The following is a 19,541-nucleotide window of genomic DNA, read 5'->3' on the forward strand; positions in this document are numbered from 1 at the left end:
CGGTCAGCCTCCCAGATAGTGTGCGCTGAGATCGCTTCCGGAGCGGATCTCGTCGGCGGTGCCGGAGGCGACGATGGCGCCGAGCCGCATGACATAGGCGCGGTCGGCGACGGAGAGCGCCTGGTTGACGTTCTGCTCGACGAGCAGGATGGTGAGGCCGGATTTCTTCAGTGTCTCGATCATCTCGAAGATGCGCTCGACAATGGCGGGCGCAAGGCCGAGCGAGGGTTCGTCGAGAAGGAGGACGCTGGGCCGCGCCATCAGCGCGCGGGCGATGACCAGCATCTGCTGTTCGCCGCCCGAAAGCGTGCCGGCAGGCTGGTGCGTGCGCTCGGCAAGACGCGGGAAAAGGGTGTGCAGCTTTTCGAGGTTCTGGCGGTTGCCGGCCTGGTCGCGGCGGTGGATGTAGGCGCCGAGCATGAGGTTTTCGGCGACCGTCAGGTCGGGAAAGACGTCGCGGGTTTCCGGCACGGTGGCAAGGCCGGCGCGGATGACCTGTTCAGGGTTGGCGGCGGTGATGTCCTTGCCTTCGAGCACGATCGAACCGCCCGCCGCCTTCAGCGCGCCGGCGATGCACTTGATGGTCGAGGATTTGCCTGCGCCGTTGGCACCGAGCAGGCTGACCAGCTCGCCTTTGGCGACGGAGAAACTGACGCCACGCACCGCGCGGATCGTGCCGTAGCTGACGGAGAGGTCGGAAATCTCAAGCATGCGCCGCTCCCTTGCCGAGATAGGCTTCGATGACATCAGGATGGCTGCGGACATGGGCGGCGTCGCCTTCCGCGATGGTACGGCCGGAGGCGAGCACATGCAGCCGGTGGCAGAGGCGCATGATGAGGCCCATGTCGTGGTCGATGATGAGTAGGCCGAGGCCGCGCTTCTTCGGTAGTTCGGACAGGGTGTGCAGCAGGGTTTCCGTCTCCGCGTCGTTCATGCCGGCGGCGGGCTCGTCGAGCAGCAGGAAGCGCGGTTCGGCGGCGAGCGCCCGGGCGATCTCGACGCGGCGCTTGTCGCCGTAGCTGAGGCTTTCGCCCAGTTCGTCCGACTTTGCCGAGAGGGCGAGTTCGGCGAGCAGGCCCTTGGCGCGCTCGGCGGCAACGGCGCGCGAGGCGCCCTTTGCCAGCGCCGCGGCCTCGACATTCTCCAGCACCGTCATCGTGTTGAAGAGGCGAACGATCTGGAAGGAACGGCTGACGCCCGCCAGTGCGATCTCGCGCGGGGAGAGGCCGGAGAGTTTTGTGTCGCCGGCGGTGATCGTGCCGCCCGCAAGCTTCACCTGGCCGGTGATGGCGTTGATGAGCGTGGTCTTGCCGGAGCCGTTCGGCCCGATGAGGCCGACGACCTCGCCGGTTGCAACGGAGAGTGACACATGGTCGAGGGCGCGGAGGCCGGTGAATTCCACCGACACGTCGTTTACCGCGAGGCGGGTTTCAGACATGGCTTTTCCGAAGGTGATGGGCCGGCTTCAAGGGCCGGCCCGTGAGGTGCGATCAGGGCTTCGGCAGGGATTCCGGCTTGCGCCAGCCCACGAAGGTCGGTTTGCCGCCCTTCAGCTCGATGAGTGCCGCCGCCTTGTTCGGAACGTGGCCCTCTTCGGCCGTGCCATAGTCGAGGTCACCGGTCAGAAGCTTGAACTGGCCGTCTTCCAGCGCCTTGGCGAGTGCGCCGCCTTCCGTCGTGCCGGCCGCTTTGATCGCTTCGGCAAGCAGCATGATCGTATCCCAGCCGGTCGAGACGAAGGACGTATCCGGTGCCTTGCCATGCATGGCGGTGTAGAGCTCGATGAATTTCGCCATGTCCGGGTGGGCTTCCGGGCCCATCCAGGTATGCGTGACGAAATAGACGTTGTTGCCGAATTTTTCGCCGAGCGCCTGGTGCATCGCCGGGTCGTCATAGGCATCGCCACCGAGGATCGGCGCATCATAACCCACTTCACGCAACGCGCGGATGATCACGCCGATATCCGTGCCGTAGGACGAGACGAAGATCACGTCCGGCTTCTTGCCGAGCGCCTGGAGACGCGCGAGCTGGGCGGAAAAATTGTTGTCGCCGTTCGTATAGGTGTCTTCCAGCAGGATTTCGCCGCCATCGGCCTTGAACTGCTCGACGAAGTATTTCGAGAGCGACTTGGTATAGGCGATGAACTGGTCGGTAACGACATAGGCCGTCTTCCAGCCCTTTTCCTTGAAGGCGAAATCGGCCGCGGTCGCGCCCATCGTGGTGTTCCACATGGAAAGCGTGAACTGCTTGTCGCCGAGCGACCAGGAAGAATAGAGCGGGTCGGACGCGCAGGTGGAGATGCCGACGAGTCCGGCCGACTGCGCCTCGCGGCTCGCCGGTGAACCGAAGTCGAAATCGCACGGCGCGACGATGACCTGGGCACCCTTGTCGATCAGCTCGACGGCGACGTTGCCGACGGTGACGGGATCGGACTTGCCGTCGATGTTGATGAACTCGACCTGTTTGCCGAGCACGCCGCCGTTGTCGTTGAGATATTTCACTGCGACCTGCGCGCCGTTATAGCCGGGCGTGTCGAGCGGGGCCTGGATGCCCGTCATGGAAAGTGCGCCGCCGATGACGATCTTGTCGTCTTCGGCAAAGGCCGCGGACGCGGCGAGCGCAAGGCTTGCGGCCGCCAGAAGCAGTCTTGAAGTCTTCATCATGGTCGTTCCCCTTTTTAATGCCTTTGGGCAGTGAAATGTCGCGCGGTCCTGCCTTTTTGTTTTGTTCTGCGGCCCGCTTTCGGATGCTCCTTGTTCCGTCCCGTCTGTTCGTCTGCGGGCCTTACTGCCCGATTTCCTTCAGCAGCGCGTCGGTCGAGACCTGGCGGCAATAGCCCTTGATGGCGTTGAGCGAAAAATCATGCCGCTCCTGCGAATAGGTGCCGCAGGCATCCGGCACGAGCGTCACGAGATAGTTGAGGTCGCAGGCATCGCGAATGGCCGATTCCACGCACTGGTCGGTCAGAAGTCCACACAGCACGAGTTGTTTTACGCCGAGATTGCGCAGGATATAGTCGATATGGGTGGACACGAAGACGCTGGACGAGCTCTTCGGAAAGACGATCTCGTCGTCGAGCGGCTCCAGCTCGTCGATGACCTTGCCGTCCCATGAGCCCTTCGGCACGTTGAAGCCGGTGATCTTGTAGTCGAGGCTGCGGTCGCGGCCGTCCCTGGTGAGGCTCTCGATGGTCGTGTGCAACACCTCGATGCCGGCCTTGCGGAAGCCTTCGAGCAGGCGCTGCATGTTCGGGATCGCCACCTCGTGGACGCGCTTGAAATAATAGCCGTATTTCCCGGCGATATCGGCGTCGGACACGTCCTTGAACTCGCCGCCCTCGCGGCGCACGGAAAAGTTCTGCACGTCGATGAAGAGAATGGCGGCGGCGGCCGGATCGAGCGGCACGTCACGGGTGGTCAGATGGTCAGCGGCCATCAGGCGTTTCCTTCGAGGCTGTCTGCCGCAAGGCGGAGGGGGCCGGCCAGGCGGCCTGCCCATTCCTCCTGCCCGCGGGCATCGTTGATGAGGTCGTTGCGGACTTCCAGAAGCACATGCGCAATGCCACGCCGCTCGCCATGCACCGGGATCGTGTAGTCGGAGATGTCGTCGACGTGGTAAGGTGCGTTGAGCTTGACGGTAACGTCCGGATTGGCGGCGCGGAACGTCTGCGCGAGCCGTTCGGCAAGGCGGGCGTCGCGATTGTAGAGCAGGCCGAGTTCGAAATCCCTGACGGCGCCCGTCGCGCGCATCACCGGGGTGAAGCTGTGCACCGAGACGAGCAGAAGCGGCTTTCCGCTTGCCTGGCGCTGGTCGAGCGCGGCGGCGATCGCTTCGTGCAGCGGCTGGTGAATCTCAACGAAGCGGCGGCGGCGGTCGAGATCGGAGATATCGGCATTGGCCGGCACCGGGGTGCCATCGCTCTCAAGGACGACGCAGTCCTTCGCCTCGAAGGGACGGTTGCAGTCGATGACGAGGCGGCTGTAGCGCTGCAGGACGAGCGCGGCGTCGAGCCGTTCGGCAAGACCGCGGGCTACGCCCTCGGCGCCGACGTCATAGGCGATGTGGCGGTCCATTTCGGCGGCGGGAATGCCGAGATCGCCGAGGGCCGCCGGAATGGCGCGGCCGGCATGCTCGCAGGTCAGGAAGATCGAAGAGGCACCGGCGGCATTGATCCATTCCACCGGCTCCGGATCGCCCGTCTGCAGCAGTCTGGTCGTGTCGCGGTCGGCGAACCTGAGCATGGAGTGGCATCCGTCGTGGACCCGGTGGGTCGGGTTTTCATGACAGTCAGTCAAAGAAATTTTTCGATCATAGTCAATTGCATTTTTCCATTTGACTAATTTTTTTCATGGCGCAAATATCCGGACCAACCAAGGGAACGAACGCCAATGAGCGATGGGAAATCGTCGACGACGATCCGCACGAGGATTCGCGATGCCGCAGCGCAGCTGACCGCCAGCGAGCGCAAGATCGCCAATGCCATTCTTGCGGATTACCCCTTCACGGGCCTCGAAAGCATCCAGGAGCTGGCGGCCAAGACCGGCGTCAGCGCCCCCTCGATCACCCGTTTCGTCAGCAAGATCGGCTGTGGGGGCTTCCAGGACCTGCAGCGCCAGCTGATTGCCGAGCTGAAGGAAGGGCAGCGCTCGCCGCTCGACCTGAAATCGAGCCAGAAGCCGGTGGGCCATTCGGAATTCCTGTCGGAATACGTCGCGCGCGTCTCGGCCGTGATGCAGGAGATGACCGCAACGGTGTCGCAGGCGCAGTTCGACATCCTTGCCGAGCTGCTCGCCGATCCCGCGCGCAACATTTTCCTGCTCGGCGGGCGCGTCAGCGACAATGTCGCCGCGTTCCTGTCGATCCACCTGCGCCAGATCCGCAGCGGCATCTACCATATGGCCGGCAACCCGGAAATATGGCCGGAGCACGTCCTGCGCATGCGCCGGAAGGACGTCGTTCTGCTGTTCGATTTCCGGCGTTACCAGCTCAGCCTGGCGCGCCTTGCCGAGACCATCGCCGAAAAGCGCGGCGCGACGATCGTCGTCGTCACCGACAAGTGGATGTCGCCGGCGGCGCGCAGCGCCGACCATATCGTCGCGCTGCCGATCGATGCCGGCACGGCCTGGGATACGGTGGCGGCCGCCATGGCACTTGTCGAGGCGCTGATCGTGCGCGTCTCCGAGGCCGATTGGGGGGCGACGCAGAAACGCATCAAGGATTGGGACGGTATCCGCTTTTCGATGCCGGGCTATGATCAGATCAACGGGGACGCTGATGAAACGTGAAGAAATGATGGTCGCCTGCTGCGGCGACCTTTCGGGCAAAGTGCGCGGCAAGGCTTTTCCGCTGGTGCAGATGGAGAAGCGTCTGAGGCGTGGTGTCGGCTGGACGCCGACCAATGTGCAGATCACCTGCTTCGACAACATCGCCGAAAGCCCGTTCGGCTCGCTCGGCGATCTCGTGCTCATTCCCGATCCGGCGACGAGCGTCAGCATCGAGAGCGAGGAGGGGGCACCGAACGAGAATTTCGTTCTCGGCAACATCCGCTATACCGACGGTCGGCCCTGGGAATTCTGCACGCGTTCGATCCTCGAGGCGGCGCTAGATCGCCTGCAAAGGGTGGCGGGCGTCACGCTCTACGGCGCCTTCGAGCACGAATTCCAGATCAAGCACCTCGTCTCCGATATCGGCAAGGCTTTTACGCTCGGCGGTTTCCAGGAGGAGCGGCATTTCTGCGAGGCGATCATCGCGGCGATGCGGGAAGCGGGCGTCACGCCCGACACCATCCTGAAGGAGTTCGGCGCCGGCCAGTTCGAGGTGACGATGGGCCCGCAGAAGGGCGTCACCGTCGCGGACCATTCGCTGATCACCCGCGAGCTCGTCGGTCTTGTCGCCCGCGAGCTTGGCTACGATCCCACCTTCACGCCGATCCGCGACCCCGCGGGCGTCGGCAATGGCGTGCATGTGCATATGAGCATGCTGGACGCAGCCGGCAATCCCGTCACGCATGATCCGAACGGCAAGCACGAGCTCTCCGACGTCGCCGGAAAGTTCGTTGCCGGTATCCTGAAATACCTCGATTCGATCATCGCCATTACCGCGCCGAGCGTCGTCTCCTATCTGCGTCTCACGCCGCATCGCTGGAGCGCGGCCTTCAACAATCTCGGTTTCCGCGATCGTGAGGCGTCGGTGCGCATCTGCCCGGTTTCCGACATCAGCGACATCGCCCGCGCTGCCCAGTTCAATTTCGAGTTCCGTGCTGCCGACGGCACGGCCAATCCGCATCTGACGCTTGCCGCCATCGTGCATGCCGGCGTGCAGGGTATCGAAGAGGGGCTTGCCGTGCCGGAGGCGACGCAGGAGGATTTATCTCTTTTGACCGTCGAGGCGCTGGCTGCACGCGGCTACGTTCGTCTGCCGCAGACGCTGGAGGCCGCGCTCCAGCGGTTCCGTGGCAATGCAACGGTGTGCGGCTGGTTCCCGGAAGGCTTTGCCGATGTCTACGTCAAGCACAAGGAAGGCGAGATCGCCTACCTTGCCGGCAAGACGCAGGCGGAAATCTGCGCCGCCTACGAAAATGCCTACTAGCCACAAGGCTTTTGAGTGCGGGGAAGTCTACAAGGATCCCTGCGCTCTTTTCGGGCGCCAGTGCTCGATGATGAAGTGATCGCCCGGGTTTCCGAGGGGGATGCAAAGCGGTTCGGCGGGATATCCGCCGGGCCGCTTTTTCGTCAGCGTGCCAACGTGACGTTGACGCCAGCCGCCTTCAGCGAGGCGGAGACATCGCGGGGCGGCGTCTTGTCGGTGAAAAGATCGGTCAGCATGCTGAATTCGCAGACCCGTACCAGCCCCTGCCGGCCGAACTTCGTATGATCCGTGACGACGACGGCTCGCTTGCCGCGCGAGACCACGGCCCGGGCGAACTCCGCCTCCTCGAGGTCGTAGTCCATCACCCCGATGCCGGCATCGATCGCGCCCGTGGAAATGACCGCGTGGCCCACGGTGAAATGGCTGATGAACTCGATCGCCGAGACGCCGAAGGCGGCGCCGTTGTCGCTGCGCAATTCGCCGCCCGCCATGTAGACCCTGTTGTCGTTGACCGTTGAAAGGGTGCGGGCGATGTCGGAGGAGTTGGTCACGACCGTTAGCCGTCGGTGCCCCAGCAATTCACGGGCGAGGTAGCTCGTCGTCGTGCCCGTATCGAGCATGATCGAATCACCGTCGCGAATCGTCGCGGCCATGGCGACGGCGATCGCCTTCTTCGCCTCGCTGTTTTCGCGCATACGCTTTTCAAAGGGCGCTTCGCCGACCACGGAGGGCAGCGCCACGGCGCCGTGCATCTTCAGCACGGTGCCGTTCGTCGTCAGCGGCTTGATGTCCCGTCGCACGGTTTCCAGCGAAACGTCGAGTTTCTTGGCAAGGTCGGCGATCGTCACCGTGCCGTCCTGCTGGAGCAGCCTCAGAATGTCGTTGTGGCGTTTGGAGTGGTTCATCGTCGTCATGTCCGCATGCGTTCTCCTGCTTCATAATCCTAGACGGATCATCTGGCAAGAAAGCCGCAAATTCGGTCATAAAGGCAGAAAAAGCCACATTGCAGGATTGACAGCCGCTTTTATCCAGCGTGAGATCGCTACCGTGCGCAGGCCGACAGATACAAAAGTACGGGGAACGGCATCCGGCGCATCATACAGCATCGACTTCAAAGTGCGACCGGGAGATCACGCATGTTTCAACCTATTCGCCTGTCAGGACTGTTTGCCGCGACGCTCTGCCTGTCCGCGGCCTTCACGATTGCGCCCGCAGCGGCGCAGGAATCCACTGACCCCATCAAGCTGACTCTGCACGACTGGACGGGCCAGCTCATCACCACCGAGATCATGGGTGAGGTGCTGAAGAAGGCCGGCTATTCCGTCGAATATGTCCAGGCCGACTATCTCGCGCAGTTTGCGGGGCTGGAAACCGGCGACCTGCACGTCGCCATGGAAATGTGGGAAACGACCGGCCGCGACGCGATGGACGCCGCGACGGCCACCGGCAAGGTCGAGAATTTCGGCGAGACCGGCATGCAGGCCAAGGAAGAGTGGTGGTATCCGGCCTATATGAAGGAGAAATGCCCCGGCCTGCCGAACTGGGAGGCGCTGAAGAGCGAGGCATGCGCGGAAGCCTTCTCCATTCCGGAAACCGCGCCAAAGGGGCGTTATCTCGGCGGCCCCGTCACGTGGGGCGGCTTCGATGACGAGCGCGTCGAGGCGCTGGACCTGCCCTTTGAGGTGATCCATGCCGGCACGGACGCCGCGCTCTTTGCCGAACTGGAAAGCGCCTACCAGCGCCAGGCGCCCATCCTCCTGTGGATATACGCGCCGCACTGGGCGCCGGCCAAGTACAAGGGCGAGTGGGTCGAGTTCCCGCCCTATTCGAAGGAATGCTACGAGGATCCGGCGACCGGCGTGAACCCCGATGCCGCCTATGATTGCGGCAAGCCCTTCGGCCCGATCTGGAAGGTCGGCTGGTCCGGCGTCAAGGACAAGTGGCCGGGCGCTTATGCCGCCATTAAGGCGTTTAACATCAACAACGACGAAATGGGGGCGATGATCACCAAGGTGGACCTCGACGGCAAGAAGGTCTCCGAGGTGGTCGCCGAATGGATGGCGGCGAACGAAGCGCGCTGGTCCGGCTGGATCAAGAAGTAGCGCGCAAGGCCCGGCCCTCCGCCAGCAGGGGAGGCCGGGCACCTTTCGTGCGGTCCCGCAAGGACCGCGTTTCGATGACGCGACCGGAATGAAAATGGCCTCTAGCGAACCGAAACTTGTCTGCCGCGGCGTCTGGAAGATTTTTGGAGCAGGCGGCAAATCCCTCGTCGGCTCCTCGTCTGCCCGGCTGACGAGTGCGGAGTTGCGCGCGGCCGGCGCTGTCGGTGCGGTGCGCGATGTCAACATCGAGGTGCGCGAGGGCGAGATCTTCGTCATTATGGGCCTGTCCGGCTCGGGCAAGTCGACGCTGGTGCGCTGCCTCTCCCGTCTCATCGAGCCGACCTCCGGCGACATCCTCTTCAACGGCGAGAATCTCCTGGCGGCGAGCGAGGCGCGGATGATCGAGATCCGCCGCCACCAGATGGGCATGGTCTTCCAGCATTTCGCCTTGCTGCCGCATCTCACGGTGCTGGCGAATGTCGCCTTTCCGCTGGAGATCCAGGGTGTCGAGCGGGCGGCGCGAGAGGAGCGGGCGCGGCGCATGATCGATCTCGTCGGTCTTGCCGGCCGCGAGAATGCCTTCCCGCGCGAGCTGTCCGGCGGCCAGCAGCAGCGCGTCGGCATTGCCCGCTCGCTGGCCGTCGAGCCGGAGCTCTGGTTCCTCGACGAGCCCTTTTCCGCGCTCGACCCGCTGATACGGCGGGAGATGCAGGACGAGTTCCTGCGCCTGCAATCGGTGCTGAGGAAGACCATCGTCTTCATCACACATGATTTCGACGAAGCGATCCGCCTTGCCGACCGCATCGCCATCATGAAGGATGGCGAGATCGTGCAGGCGGGCACGCCGGAGGATCTCGTGTTGAACCCGGCGACCCCCTATGTGGCGGAGTTCACGCGCAGCGTCGCCAGGGCCAAGGTCGTCAAGGTGGCCACCCTCATGCGGCCGCTCAACGGTACGCTGCCGCAGGCCTCGATCCGCGCCAATGCGCCGGTGGCCGAAGCCGCGCCGCTTTTTTCGCACGGTGCGGAGACACTCGCCGCACTCGACGCGGCGGGAATACCCGTCGGCCTCCTCGACCGCGCGGCGGTCATCGACGTGATGATGCGGGGCTGACGACATGGGCGCGTCCTTCCCCGTTCTCCAGCCAGTCGCCGAACCGATCCCGGAAAATCCGACCGCGCGTGGTGCTGTGCGGACGCGCTGGCTGTGGCCTGCGGCGCTCGCCCTCTTGGTCCTCTTCTGGCAGTTCGGCGAGGGCGTTGCGAAATGGGCCTTCTCCTACCCGCGCGCTTTCGAGATCCCGGCGGCGCGCTGGATCGGCAAGGCGACGAAATGGCTGGTGGACGAGGCGAGCTTCGGCCTCTTCACCTTCACGGACTTCACCCGGTTCCTCGCCGAGATCATCGACCTGCCCTATCGGGTGGCGCTCGGCCTGCTCTCGAGCGGGCTCCTGTCGGGGCAGGGCTCGAGCGCCGTGCAGCACCTGCCGCCACTCTCCTGGCTGGCGGTTCTCGCCATCGTTGCGCTGATCGGCCATCATGCCGGCGGCGTGCGGCTCGCCGCGCTCGTCACGGCCTGCTTCGGCTTCCTCGTCCTCTTCGGCCAATGGACGAGCGCCATGGTGACGCTTGCCTCCATCGTCGTCGCGGTGCCGATCGGCGTGGTGGCCGGCCTGCTGCTCGGCCTTGCCGCCTGGCGCTGGCCGGTCTTCGAGCGGGTACTGGTTCCCATCCTCGACCTCATGCAGACGATCCCCGTTTTCGCCTACCTCGTGCCCGTGCTCGTCTTCTTCGGCTTCGGCCCGACCGCAGCCATCGTCGCGACGCTGATCTATGCCCTGCCGCCGATGGCGCGCGTCACGATCCTCGCCATGCGCTCCGTACCATCGGAAATCCGCGACCTCGGCAACATGGTCGGTTGCAGCCGGCGGCAGATGACCTGGAAGATCATGGTGCCCTCGGCCAAGGACAGCCTGATGGTGGGGGTCAACCAGGTCATCATGCTCTCGCTCAACATGGTCATCATCGCCTCGATGATCGGTGCCGGCGGCCTCGGCTTCGACGTGCTCGCCGCGCTCCGCCGCCTCGATATCGGCGCGGGCCTCGAAGCCGGGCTTGCAATCGTCGCGCTCGCCGTGGCGCTCGACCGGCTGAGCCAGGCCTATGCGGAGAAAGCTGAGCGGCCTGCAGCCGGTCTCCCGACGGATGGCGGCCTCGTTTCCCGTCATGCCTATTTCGTCGCCGCGCTCGCCATCGTCGTCGCGACCTTCCTTGCCGGGCTTGTCGTGCCCGCGCTGCAGAGCTTTCCGGAAAGCTGGCGGGTCTCCACCGGCACTTTCTGGTCCGAAATGGTGCGCTGGATCAACGTCAATTTCTTCGATGCGCTGGAGGCGATCCGCAACGTCATTCTGCTGAACCTTCTCGTTCCGCTGAAGCGGCTGCTTGGCGACCTGCCCTGGGCGGGTGTCGTCGCGCTGCTCGCGTTGGCCGGCTACCGGCTGGGCGGCCTGCGTCTCGCCACGCTGGTCGGTGTGCTTTCTTTCCTGATCGCCGCAACCGGGCAATGGGAGAAGGCGATGATCACCGTCTATCTCTGCGGCGTCTCCGTCGTCTTCGCCTGCCTTATCGGCGTGCCGCTGGGCATTCTGGCGGCGGAGCGCGACCGGCTGTGGCGCTGGCTGCAACTCCTTATCGATACGCTGCAGACGCTGCCTTCCTTCGTCTATCTCATGCCTGTCGTCATGCTCTTCCGCGTCGGGGATTTTACCGCGATGATCGCCGTCGTCGCCTATTCCGTCGTGCCGGCGATCCGCTACACGGTGCTGGGCCTTCACCGCGTCGATCCGCGTGTGGTGGAGGCGGGCCGAGCCATGGGCTGCACGCCCGGGCAGATTCTCGTCAAGATCAAGCTGAAGCTGGCGCTGCCGGAAATCCTGCTCGGCCTCAACCAGACGATCATGTTCGCCCTTTCCATGCTGGTCATCACGGCGCTGGTGGGCACGCGTGATCTTGGGCAGGAGGTTTATATCGCGCTCACCAAGGCCGATACGGGGCGCGGCCTCGTCGCCGGTCTGTCCGTCGCCTTCATCGCCATCATCGCGGACCGGCTGATCTCAGCCGGCGCGAACCGCATTCGTGAAAGGGTGAGCTGATGGACGGTCATGTCGAACCCAGCCGGGCCGTCGAGGATCGCATCCGTGCTCTGCCCTGCTGGGCGGGCCGCATCGAGATCGCGCCGCTGAAGGGCGGTATCAGCAACGAGAGCTATCTGGTCAGCGATGGGGCGGGGCGTCATGTCGTGCGCTTCGGCCGGGACTATCCCTTCCACCACGTCTTCCGCGAGCGGGAGCTGATGACGGCCCGTGCGGCGCATGCGGCCGGATTCGGTCCCGAAGTGCGTTATGCCGAGCCCGGTGTGATGGTCTCTGCCTTTCTCGGTGCGAAGACGTTCAGCGCGGAAGATGTTGCCGCCGGGCGGCGGCGGGTGGCCGACCTGCTGCGCCGGTTCCATGGCGAGATGCCGCAGGAGGTCAGCGGCGCCGCCTTTCTCTTCTGGCCGTTCCACGTGGTGCGCGACTATGCCCGCACGCTGCGGGAGGGTGGCAGCCGCATGAAGCCGCATCTTCCGGGCTACCTCGCGCTTGCCGCTGAACTGGAGGCCGCCCAGGCGCCGCTGCCGATCGTCTTCGCGCACAACGACCTGTTGCCGGCCAATATCCTCGACGATGGCGACCGGCTCTGGCTGATTGATTTCGAATATGCCGGCTTCTCCACCGCCATGTTCGATCTTGCAGGCGCCACCTCCAATGCCGGGCTTTCGCCCGACGAGGCGGAGGATTTTCTCGATGCCTATTTCGCCGGTGCCCCCGACCCGGCGATCCTTCGCTCGCACGCGGCCATGCAATGCGCCTCGCTGCTGCGCGAGGCGATGTGGAGCATGGTGTCGGAGCTCCATCTCCAAGCCCCGGGGGCCGACTATGTCGGCTACACGGCCGAAAATCTCGATCGCCTCGACAGGGCGCTCGACCACTACAGAACGAAATACGGGAAACACACCAAATGACCCTGCCATCCCATGCTGAGATCGTTGTCATCGGCGGCGGCATCATCGGCTGCTCGACAGCCTATCATCTCGCCCGCGACCACAAGGCGAACGTGATCCTCCTGGAGCAGGGCACGCTGACCTCGGGCTCGACCTGGCATGCGGCCGGTCTCGTCGGTCAGCTCCGTTCCTCGGCGTCGATCACCCGGGTGCTGAAATACTCCGTCGATCTCTACAAGGGCCTCGAAGCCGAGACAGGCCTTGCGACCGGCTGGAAGATGACGGGATGCCTGCGGCTCGCCACCAACCAGGACCGCTGGACGGAGTTCCGCCGCCTCGCCACCACCGCCAAGAGCTTCGGCATGGACATGCATCTCCTGACGCCGCAGGAGGTCAAGGCCATGTGGCCGCTGATGGAGGTCGGCGACCTCGTCGGCGCAAGCTGGCTGCCGACGGACGGGCAGGCGAGCCCCTCGGACATCACCCAGTCGCTCGCCAGGGGCGCGCGCATGCACGGCGCGAAGATCGTCGAGAACGTGCGCGTGACGGGTTTCGACATCGAGGGCGGCCGTATCCGGCGCGTGCGCACGACGCTCGGGGACATCGCCTGCGAGAAGGTGGTCAATTGCGCCGGCCAGTGGGCGCGGCAGGTGGGCGCGATGGCCGGCATCAACGTGCCGCTGCAGCCGGTCAAGCACCAGTATATCATCACGGAAACCGTGCCGGGGCTTGCAACCGATGCGCCGACGATCCGCGATCCGGATCGCCGCACCTACTTCAAGGAAGAGGTCGGCGGGCTCGTCATGGGCGGCTACGAGCCGAACCCGCAGCCCTGGACGACCGGCGATGTGCCGGATGAGTGGGCCTATCGGCTGTTCGATGACGACTTCGACCATTTCGAGCAGCATATGGTGGAGGCGATCGCCCGCGTGCCGGCGCTGGAAAAGGTCGGCGTCAAGCAGATGATCAACGGACCGGAGAGTTTTACGCCCGACGGGAACTTCATTCTTGGTGTGGCGCCGGAATGCAGCAACATGTTCGTCGGTGCGGGCTTCAACGCTTTCGGGATCGCGTCGGGCGGCGGGGCCGGCTGGGTGCTGGCGCAATGGGTCGTTGACGGCGAGGCGCCGTTCGATCTCTGGGTGGTCGATATCCGCCGCTTCGCCGGCATGCACCGCGACCGTCAATGGGTGCTCGACCGCACGCTGGAGGCCTATGGCAAGCACTATACGATCGGCTTCCCGCACGAGGAATATGAAAGCGGGCGCCCGCACGTCGTCTCGCCGCTCTATGAGCGGCTGAAGGCGCATGGCGCGGTGTTCGGTTCCAAGCTCGGCTGGGAGCGGCCGAACTGGTTTGCGCCGAAGGGCATGGAGGCACGGGACGTCTATTCGATGGGCCGGCAGAACTGGTTCTCGACGGTCGGCGACGAGCACCGCCATGTGCGCGAGGCCGTCGGCATCTTCGACCAGTCCTCCTTCGCCAAGTACGAGATGACGGGGCCGGATGCGCTGAAGGCGCTCGACTGGATCTGCGCCAACGATGTCGGCAAGCCGGTGGGGCGGCTGACCTATACGCAGCTTCTCAACACCCGCGGCGGTATCGAGGCGGACCTGACTGTGGCGCGGCTCGCCGAGGAAAAGTTCTACATCGTGACGGGCACGGGCTTCCGCACCCATGATCTCGGCTGGATCACGGATCACCTTCCCGATGGTCTCGACGTAACGCTTCGCGATGTGACGGAGGATTTCGGCACGCTCTCGCTGATGGGGCCGAAGGCGCGCGACGTGCTGGCCGCGCTGGCCGATGCCGATGTCTCCAATGCGGGCTTCCCCTTCGGCCATGTGCGGGAAATCGTGCTCGCCGGCCATGTCGTGCGGGCGCTGCGCGTCACCTATGTCGGTGAGCTCGGTTGGGAGCTGCATGTGCCGATCGATGCCATCGGCACGGTCTTCGACGCGCTGATGACGGCCGGTGCCCCGTTCGGCATCCGCCCGGTCGGTTACCGCGCCCTGGAATCGCTGCGCCTCGAAAAGGGCTATCGCGCCTGGGGATCCGACATCACGCCGAACGACACCCCCCTCGATGCCGGTCTCGGCTGGGCGGTGAAGCTACGCAAGAATACCGATTTCCTCGGCCGCCGGGCGCTGGAGGCCCTGCAAGGGGAAAAGCGCAGGAAGGCGCTGGCCGGCTTCACGGTCGACAATCCCGATATCGTGCTCGTCGGCCGTGAGACGATCCTGCGCAACGGCGAGCCCGTCGGCTACCTCACCAGCGGCGGCTATGGCTACACGCTCGGCAAGAATGTCGGCTACGGCTATGTGCGCCGCGCCGAGGGTGTGGACGACGATTTCCTGACAGGCGGCGATTATGAACTCGTCGTCGCCATGGAGCGCACGCCGGCAAAGATTCATCTCGAACCGCTCTACGACCCGGCCGGTGCGCGTGTGAAAGCCTGATCCTGATGAAGGGAAGGCCCTCGGGCCTTCCCGGTTGATGATTCATATAGTATACCCCCCTATAGTATAGATTCGAAGGACGACCTGCATGGGCCACACCATCCAGCAGAAGGACAAGCTGATCGCCCGCGTGCGCCGCATTCGTGGCCAGATCGAGGGCATCGAACGGGCGCTGGAAGGCGAGGCGGGATGTGCGGAGATCATGCGCCAGCTCGCCTCGGTGCGCGGCGCGCTCGGCGGCCTCACGGCCGAGGTGATGGAGGATCACCTGCGTCACCATGTGATGGAGGCCGAAACGAAGGCGGACTGTCTTCAGGGCGGCGAGGAACTGATCGGGGTCATCCGGACCTACATGAAATAGCGCAGTTCCCGCTACGGCGGGATGTACCGCGCAGCGGGACCTGTCGAAGGGATCCAGTCTCGCCGGCTACAACGAAAGGAAATCCCATGGCAAACGACATGACGGCAAGGTCCACACACGAGCACGTCTTTCTCGGCACAGACCATAGCCGCAACGAGCGCAGGGTCTGGCTCGTCATCGCGCTGACGGCCGGCATGATGGTGGCGGAAATCGTCGCGGGTGCGATCTACGGCTCGATGGCGCTGGTGGCGGATGGCTGGCACATGTCCACCCATGCCGGCGCCATGTTGATCGCGGCGCTTGCCTATTCCTATGCGCGCCGGCATGCGCGCGACCCGCGCTTCACCTTCGGCACGGGAAAACTTGGCGATCTCGCTGGCTTTGCCAGCGCCATCATCCTCGCTTTCATTGCCCTGCTCATTGGCTGGGAAAGTTTCCAGCGCCTTGCCAACCCGGTCGAGATCCATTTCGGCCAGGCGATCGCCGTCGCCGTTGCCGGCCTTGCCGTGAACCTTGTCAGCGCCTGGCTGCTGCGGGACGATCACGCGCATCACCACCATGGCCATCACGGTCATGGCCATGGTCATGGCGGGCACCATCATCACCACGACCATGAGGATCATGATCACCATGCGCATGATCACCCGCATTCCGCGCGCGACAACAACCTGCGCGCCGCCTATCTGCATGTCCTGGCGGACGCACTGACCTCGATCCTTGCCATCGTGGCGCTGCTGGTCGGCCGGAGCTACGGCTGGCTCTGGGCAGATCCGCTGATGGGCGTGGTCGGGGCGCTGGTGATCGTGCGCTGGTCATGGAGCCTCATCCGCGAGACTGGCGGCGTGCTGATCGATGCGGTGCCGGAGGGCGGCGCGCTGGCGGACGGTATCCGCACGGCGCTGGAGCGCGGCGACGAGCGCATTACCGACCTGCATGTCTGGCAGGTCGGCCCGGGCCACCACGCCGCCATCGTTTCGCTGTCCTCGCCGCAGCCGAAGGCGCCGTCCGACTACAAGGCGCGGCTTGCCCATCTCGGTGCGCTGTCGCATGTGACCGTCGAGGTGCAGCCGGCCTGACCGGCGCTGCCTCAGCCGTGGCGCAGCACCTTCAGCACGACGCCGCGGCTCGGCACGGTGCCCGTCTCGCCGGGCATCGAGACATAGGGCGCCGTTTCCTCGGCCCGCTCGAGGATGCCCCCGCGCTCGAGGGTAGCCAGACGGTCGGAAAAGCCGTCGTTCCAGAGCGTGTTCTTCACCGTCAGAACGAGGATGCCGCCTGGCCGTGTGATGCGGATAAGCTCCGGCATGCCCTCCATCCCGACATGGCCTGACGTGAAGACGCCGGCCGAGACGATGCCGGCGAAGTGACCGTCCGGGAAGGGCAGAGGATTGCCGAGGGCGGCGCGATGCAGAGCGGCATAGACGCTCTTTGCTGCCGCCCGGGCGAGCATGCCTTCGGAAATGTCGAGGCCCTCGACATGGGCATAGCCGAGGATCGCCAGCCACTCGCCGATGAGCCCGGTGCCGGCACCGGCATCGAGCAGGGGCGCGGCGCCACGCGGCAGGTGGCGCGCAAGCAGCGCAAGGCAGATCGACGGATGACGATAGCCGGCGCTCGCCATGTCGGCGTCGTAGGTCTCCGCCCAGCCGTCGTAGAGGGCTGCGACTTCCTCCGTGCCGCTTGCATTGTAGACCGCGCCGAGTGCGCCCTCGTGATGCCCGTTTGCCATAGCCTTTTCTCCCGTGTTCTGATGATGATAGCGAAAGGCCGAAATCTGTGAAACCGTCCCGGGCGGCCAAAAGGAGGTGTTGATGAGCGACGAGCGGCAGGCCCTGGATGCAATCGCAAAAATCCCCCTTCTGGCAGGCTACGACGGTCCCGTGGAACGGCTCGGTGGCCTCACCAACCTCGTCTTCCGCATCCGTGACTGGTGCCTGCGCGTGCCCGGCAGGGGCACGGAGGAATATATCGATCGCGGCAACGAGGCCGCTGCGGCAAGGGAAGCCGCGCGTGTCGGCGTGGGGCCGGAGGTCTTTCACGCGGATCCGGCGAGCGGGCTGATGGTCACGCGCTTCATTCCCGGTGCGACGACGATGACGCCGGAGGGCTTCAAGGCCGTCGCCGGCGCCCCGGCGCGTGCAGGCGAGGCCTTCCGCCGCCTGCACGACAGCGGTGCGGTCTTTCCCGCGCGCTTCGAGCTCTTCGCGATGATCGACGATTACCTTTCGGTGCTCGCCACCAAGGATGTCGCCTTGCCGGAAGGCTATCACGAGGGACTGCGCGAGGCGGAGGCGGTGCGCGCCGCGCTTGCCGCCCATCCGCTGCCCGTCGTCGCCTGCCATTGCGATCCGCTCTGCGAGAACTTCCTCGACACGGGAGACCGCATGTGGATCGTCGACTGGGAATATTCCGGCATGAACGACCCGATGTGGGATCTCGGCGACCTCTCGGTGGAGGCTGAGTTCGACCGCGCGCAGGAAGAGGCCATGATTCGCGCCTATTTTGGTGGCGAGCCGAAACCGGCCGAGCGCGGCCGGATCGTCATCTACAAGGCGATGTGCGACCTGCTCTGGACCCTGTGGGGGCTCATCCAGCTGGCGAACGGCAATCCGGCCGCCGACTTCCGCGCTTATGCAGACGGGCGTTTTGCCCGTTGCCGCGCGCTGATGGCCGATCCGGTCTTCGCCGCGTCCGTGGCGGCCGTCTCCAAAGGGTGAAAGATATTTCAGTCTCCGGGCTTGATTTCACCATTTGAGTATGAAATATATTTCAATGTCTGAATTATATTGACACCCCCTCTGCTTTGCGATTAGTTGCCCATACCGGACTTCGAGGAGGAATTCCGGTCTTCACGGAGATCACCGGCGTCGGAACGACGCCCACGGGCTTTTTGGGAGGGGCTTTCGCCCCGAGGAGGATACTTGCGCACTTTTCTGACGACGACCGCGATGGCGGTCCTTGCAACGACGCTCTTTGCCGGTTCCGCGGCGGCCGAAACGGAGAACCCGTTCCGCTGCAAGCCGGGCGAGAAATACGTCATGAATGTCATGGTCTCGGGCGTCGAATACTGGTTCCCGGTCTATGAAATGTTCAAGCAGGCCGGCCAGCAGCTCGGCTGCGAGACGGAATACACCGGCACGCCGGAATATGACGTCAACAAGCAGATCGCCACCTTCGACCAGGCACTGGCACAGAACCCGGCCGGCATTCTCGTCCACCCGATGAACTCCGACCCGTTCATCGAGCCGATCAACCGCGCCATCGACCAGGGCACGGCGGTGGTGACCTTCGCTGCCGACTCGCCGCTTTCCAAGCGCGTCTCTTTCATCACCTCGGACAATACCCGCGAAGGCACCTATGCCGCCGATGCGATCGCCGAGAAGATGGGCGGCAAGGGCGAATATGCGGTCCTTGAAAATCCGGGTCAGGACAACCACGACAAGCGCATTTCCGCCTTCATCGCCCGCATGGAGGAGAAGTGGCCGGACATGAAGCTGGTCGGCCGCGCTGCGTCCAACCAGGACCCGACCAAGGCCTATCAGGGCCTGTCGAGCCTCATCCAGGCCAACCCGAACCTCGGCGCGGTCTTCATGCCGGAAGCCAACTCCGCCATCGGCGCGGCGCAGGCCAACAAGGAAGCCGGCGGCAAGGTCCTCGTCATGTGCGCGGACGTCAACGCCAACATCCTCGACATGATCAAGGCCGGCGAAGTCTTCGGCTCGATCAACCCGAACCAGGGCATGCAGGGCTATATGGGCTTCATGCTGCTCTGGCTTGCCAAGCATCCGGAACTGATCGACCCGATGAACGACGCCAAGCGCTCCGGCTTCAACCCGATGAGCATCCCGGTTGTCGACAACGGCCTGTCTATCGTGACGGCGGAAAATGCCGACGACTTCTACTGGGACAAGTACCTGAAGCGCCGCGGCACCAAGGGCATCGAGGAGTAAGCTTCCCAGGTGAACGCCATCCGCGCCGTGTGGCGCGGA

At 64.5% G+C, this 19,541-nt stretch carries 17 protein-coding genes and 1 pseudogene; 11 read left to right on the forward strand and 7 right to left on the reverse strand.

Annotated features, from left to right (window positions below):
* Positions 1-3: 3 nt before the first annotated feature.
* From P9A16_RS15810 to P9A16_RS15830, 5 genes and pseudogenes are all read right to left on the reverse strand, one after another.
* Positions 4-711, reverse strand: coding sequence for an ABC transporter ATP-binding protein (locus P9A16_RS15810; protein ID WP_023514869.1), 708 nt, complete (start codon positions 709-711; stop codon positions 4-6).
* Complete coding sequence (locus tag P9A16_RS15815; RefSeq protein ID WP_023514868.1) at positions 704-1,438, reverse strand: ABC transporter ATP-binding protein; 735 nt, start codon at positions 1,436-1,438, stop codon at positions 704-706. The genes P9A16_RS15810 and P9A16_RS15815 overlap by 8 nt, the downstream gene beginning before the upstream one ends.
* A 52-nt stretch (positions 1,439-1,490) precedes the next feature.
* Positions 1,491-2,663, reverse strand: a complete 1,173-nt coding sequence (locus tag P9A16_RS15820; protein WP_023514867.1) for an ABC transporter substrate-binding protein — start codon at positions 2,661-2,663, stop codon at positions 1,491-1,493.
* A 121-nt stretch (positions 2,664-2,784) separates the two neighbouring features.
* Positions 2,785-3,435 (reverse strand): isochorismatase family cysteine hydrolase, encoded by a 651-nt coding sequence (locus P9A16_RS15825; RefSeq protein ID WP_023514866.1) that lies wholly within the window; start codon positions 3,433-3,435, stop codon positions 2,785-2,787.
* Positions 3,425-4,241 (reverse strand): annotated as a pseudogene (locus P9A16_RS15830) (N-formylglutamate amidohydrolase). The gene P9A16_RS15825 and the pseudogene P9A16_RS15830 overlap by 11 nt, the downstream one beginning before the upstream one ends.
* A 147-nt stretch (positions 4,242-4,388) precedes the next feature.
* On the opposite strand from P9A16_RS15830, the gene P9A16_RS15835 reads away from it, so the two are divergent.
* Together P9A16_RS15835 and P9A16_RS15840 are read left to right on the forward strand one after the other, a co-directional pair.
* Complete coding sequence (locus P9A16_RS15835) at positions 4,389-5,285, forward strand: MurR/RpiR family transcriptional regulator (protein WP_023514864.1); 897 nt, start codon at positions 4,389-4,391, stop codon at positions 5,283-5,285.
* Positions 5,275-6,588 carry a glutamine synthetase family protein gene (locus tag P9A16_RS15840; RefSeq protein ID WP_023514863.1) on the forward strand — a complete coding sequence of 438 codons (1,314 nt, stop codon included), beginning with the start codon at positions 5,275-5,277 and terminating at the stop codon, positions 6,586-6,588. Before P9A16_RS15835 ends, P9A16_RS15840 begins: the two co-directional genes overlap by 11 nt.
* Positions 6,589-6,731: 143 nt before the next feature.
* Here P9A16_RS15840 and P9A16_RS15845 read toward each other — a convergent pair whose 3' ends face one another.
* Positions 6,732-7,493 (reverse strand): DeoR/GlpR family DNA-binding transcription regulator, encoded by a 762-nt coding sequence (locus P9A16_RS15845; protein ID WP_023514862.1) that lies wholly within the window; start codon positions 7,491-7,493, stop codon positions 6,732-6,734.
* A gap of 231 nt (positions 7,494-7,724) precedes the next feature.
* On the opposite strand from P9A16_RS15845, the gene P9A16_RS15850 reads away from it, so the two are divergent.
* The 7 genes from P9A16_RS15850 to dmeF all read left to right on the forward strand — a co-directional run bounded on the left by P9A16_RS15850 (position 7,725) and on the right by dmeF (position 16,628).
* Positions 7,725-8,690 (forward strand): ABC transporter substrate-binding protein, encoded by a 966-nt coding sequence (locus P9A16_RS15850; protein WP_023516957.1) that lies wholly within the window; start codon positions 7,725-7,727, stop codon positions 8,688-8,690.
* A 94-nt stretch (positions 8,691-8,784) separates the two neighbouring features.
* Complete coding sequence (locus tag P9A16_RS15855; protein WP_024271383.1) at positions 8,785-9,804, forward strand: quaternary amine ABC transporter ATP-binding protein; 1,020 nt, start codon at positions 8,785-8,787, stop codon at positions 9,802-9,804.
* 4 nt (positions 9,805-9,808) lie between these two features.
* Positions 9,809-11,842: an ABC transporter permease gene (locus P9A16_RS15860; RefSeq protein WP_024271382.1), complete on the forward strand. Its 2,034-nt coding sequence runs from the start codon at positions 9,809-9,811 to the stop codon at positions 11,840-11,842.
* Complete coding sequence (locus P9A16_RS15865; RefSeq protein WP_023516302.1) at positions 11,842-12,753, forward strand: choline/ethanolamine kinase family protein; 912 nt, start codon at positions 11,842-11,844, stop codon at positions 12,751-12,753. The genes P9A16_RS15860 and P9A16_RS15865 overlap by 1 nt, the downstream gene beginning before the upstream one ends.
* Positions 12,750-15,191, forward strand: coding sequence for a GcvT family protein (locus tag P9A16_RS15870; RefSeq protein ID WP_023516303.1), 2,442 nt, complete (start codon positions 12,750-12,752; stop codon positions 15,189-15,191). Before P9A16_RS15865 ends, P9A16_RS15870 begins: the two co-directional genes overlap by 4 nt.
* 88 nt (positions 15,192-15,279) lie before the next feature.
* Positions 15,280-15,552: a metal/formaldehyde-sensitive transcriptional repressor gene (locus P9A16_RS15875; RefSeq protein ID WP_023516304.1), complete on the forward strand. Its 273-nt coding sequence runs from the start codon at positions 15,280-15,282 to the stop codon at positions 15,550-15,552.
* A gap of 86 nt (positions 15,553-15,638) precedes the next feature.
* On the forward strand, positions 15,639-16,628 hold the full coding sequence (gene dmeF / locus P9A16_RS15880; protein ID WP_023516305.1) for a CDF family Co(II)/Ni(II) efflux transporter DmeF: 990 nt from the start codon (positions 15,639-15,641) through the stop codon (positions 16,626-16,628).
* 11 nt (positions 16,629-16,639) lie between these two features.
* Here dmeF and P9A16_RS15885 read toward each other — a convergent pair whose 3' ends face one another.
* On the reverse strand, positions 16,640-17,281 hold the full coding sequence (locus tag P9A16_RS15885; RefSeq protein WP_023516172.1) for a class I SAM-dependent DNA methyltransferase: 642 nt from the start codon (positions 17,279-17,281) through the stop codon (positions 16,640-16,642).
* Between the two features lie 82 nt (positions 17,282-17,363).
* Between P9A16_RS15885 and P9A16_RS15890 the strand changes: the two genes are divergently transcribed.
* Both P9A16_RS15890 and P9A16_RS15895 read left to right on the forward strand, forming a co-directional pair.
* Entirely contained in the window at positions 17,364-18,269 is a 906-nt protein-coding gene (locus P9A16_RS15890) for a choline kinase family protein (RefSeq protein WP_023516171.1), read from the forward strand.
* Between the two features lie 204 nt (positions 18,270-18,473).
* Positions 18,474-19,502 (forward strand): substrate-binding domain-containing protein, encoded by a 1,029-nt coding sequence (locus tag P9A16_RS15895; protein WP_023515422.1) that lies wholly within the window; start codon positions 18,474-18,476, stop codon positions 19,500-19,502.
* The last annotated feature ends 39 nt before the right edge of the window (positions 19,503-19,541 follow it).

The organism is Shinella sp. 838 (assembly GCF_029623935.1).
Lineage (GTDB): Bacteria > Pseudomonadota > Alphaproteobacteria > Rhizobiales > Rhizobiaceae > Shinella.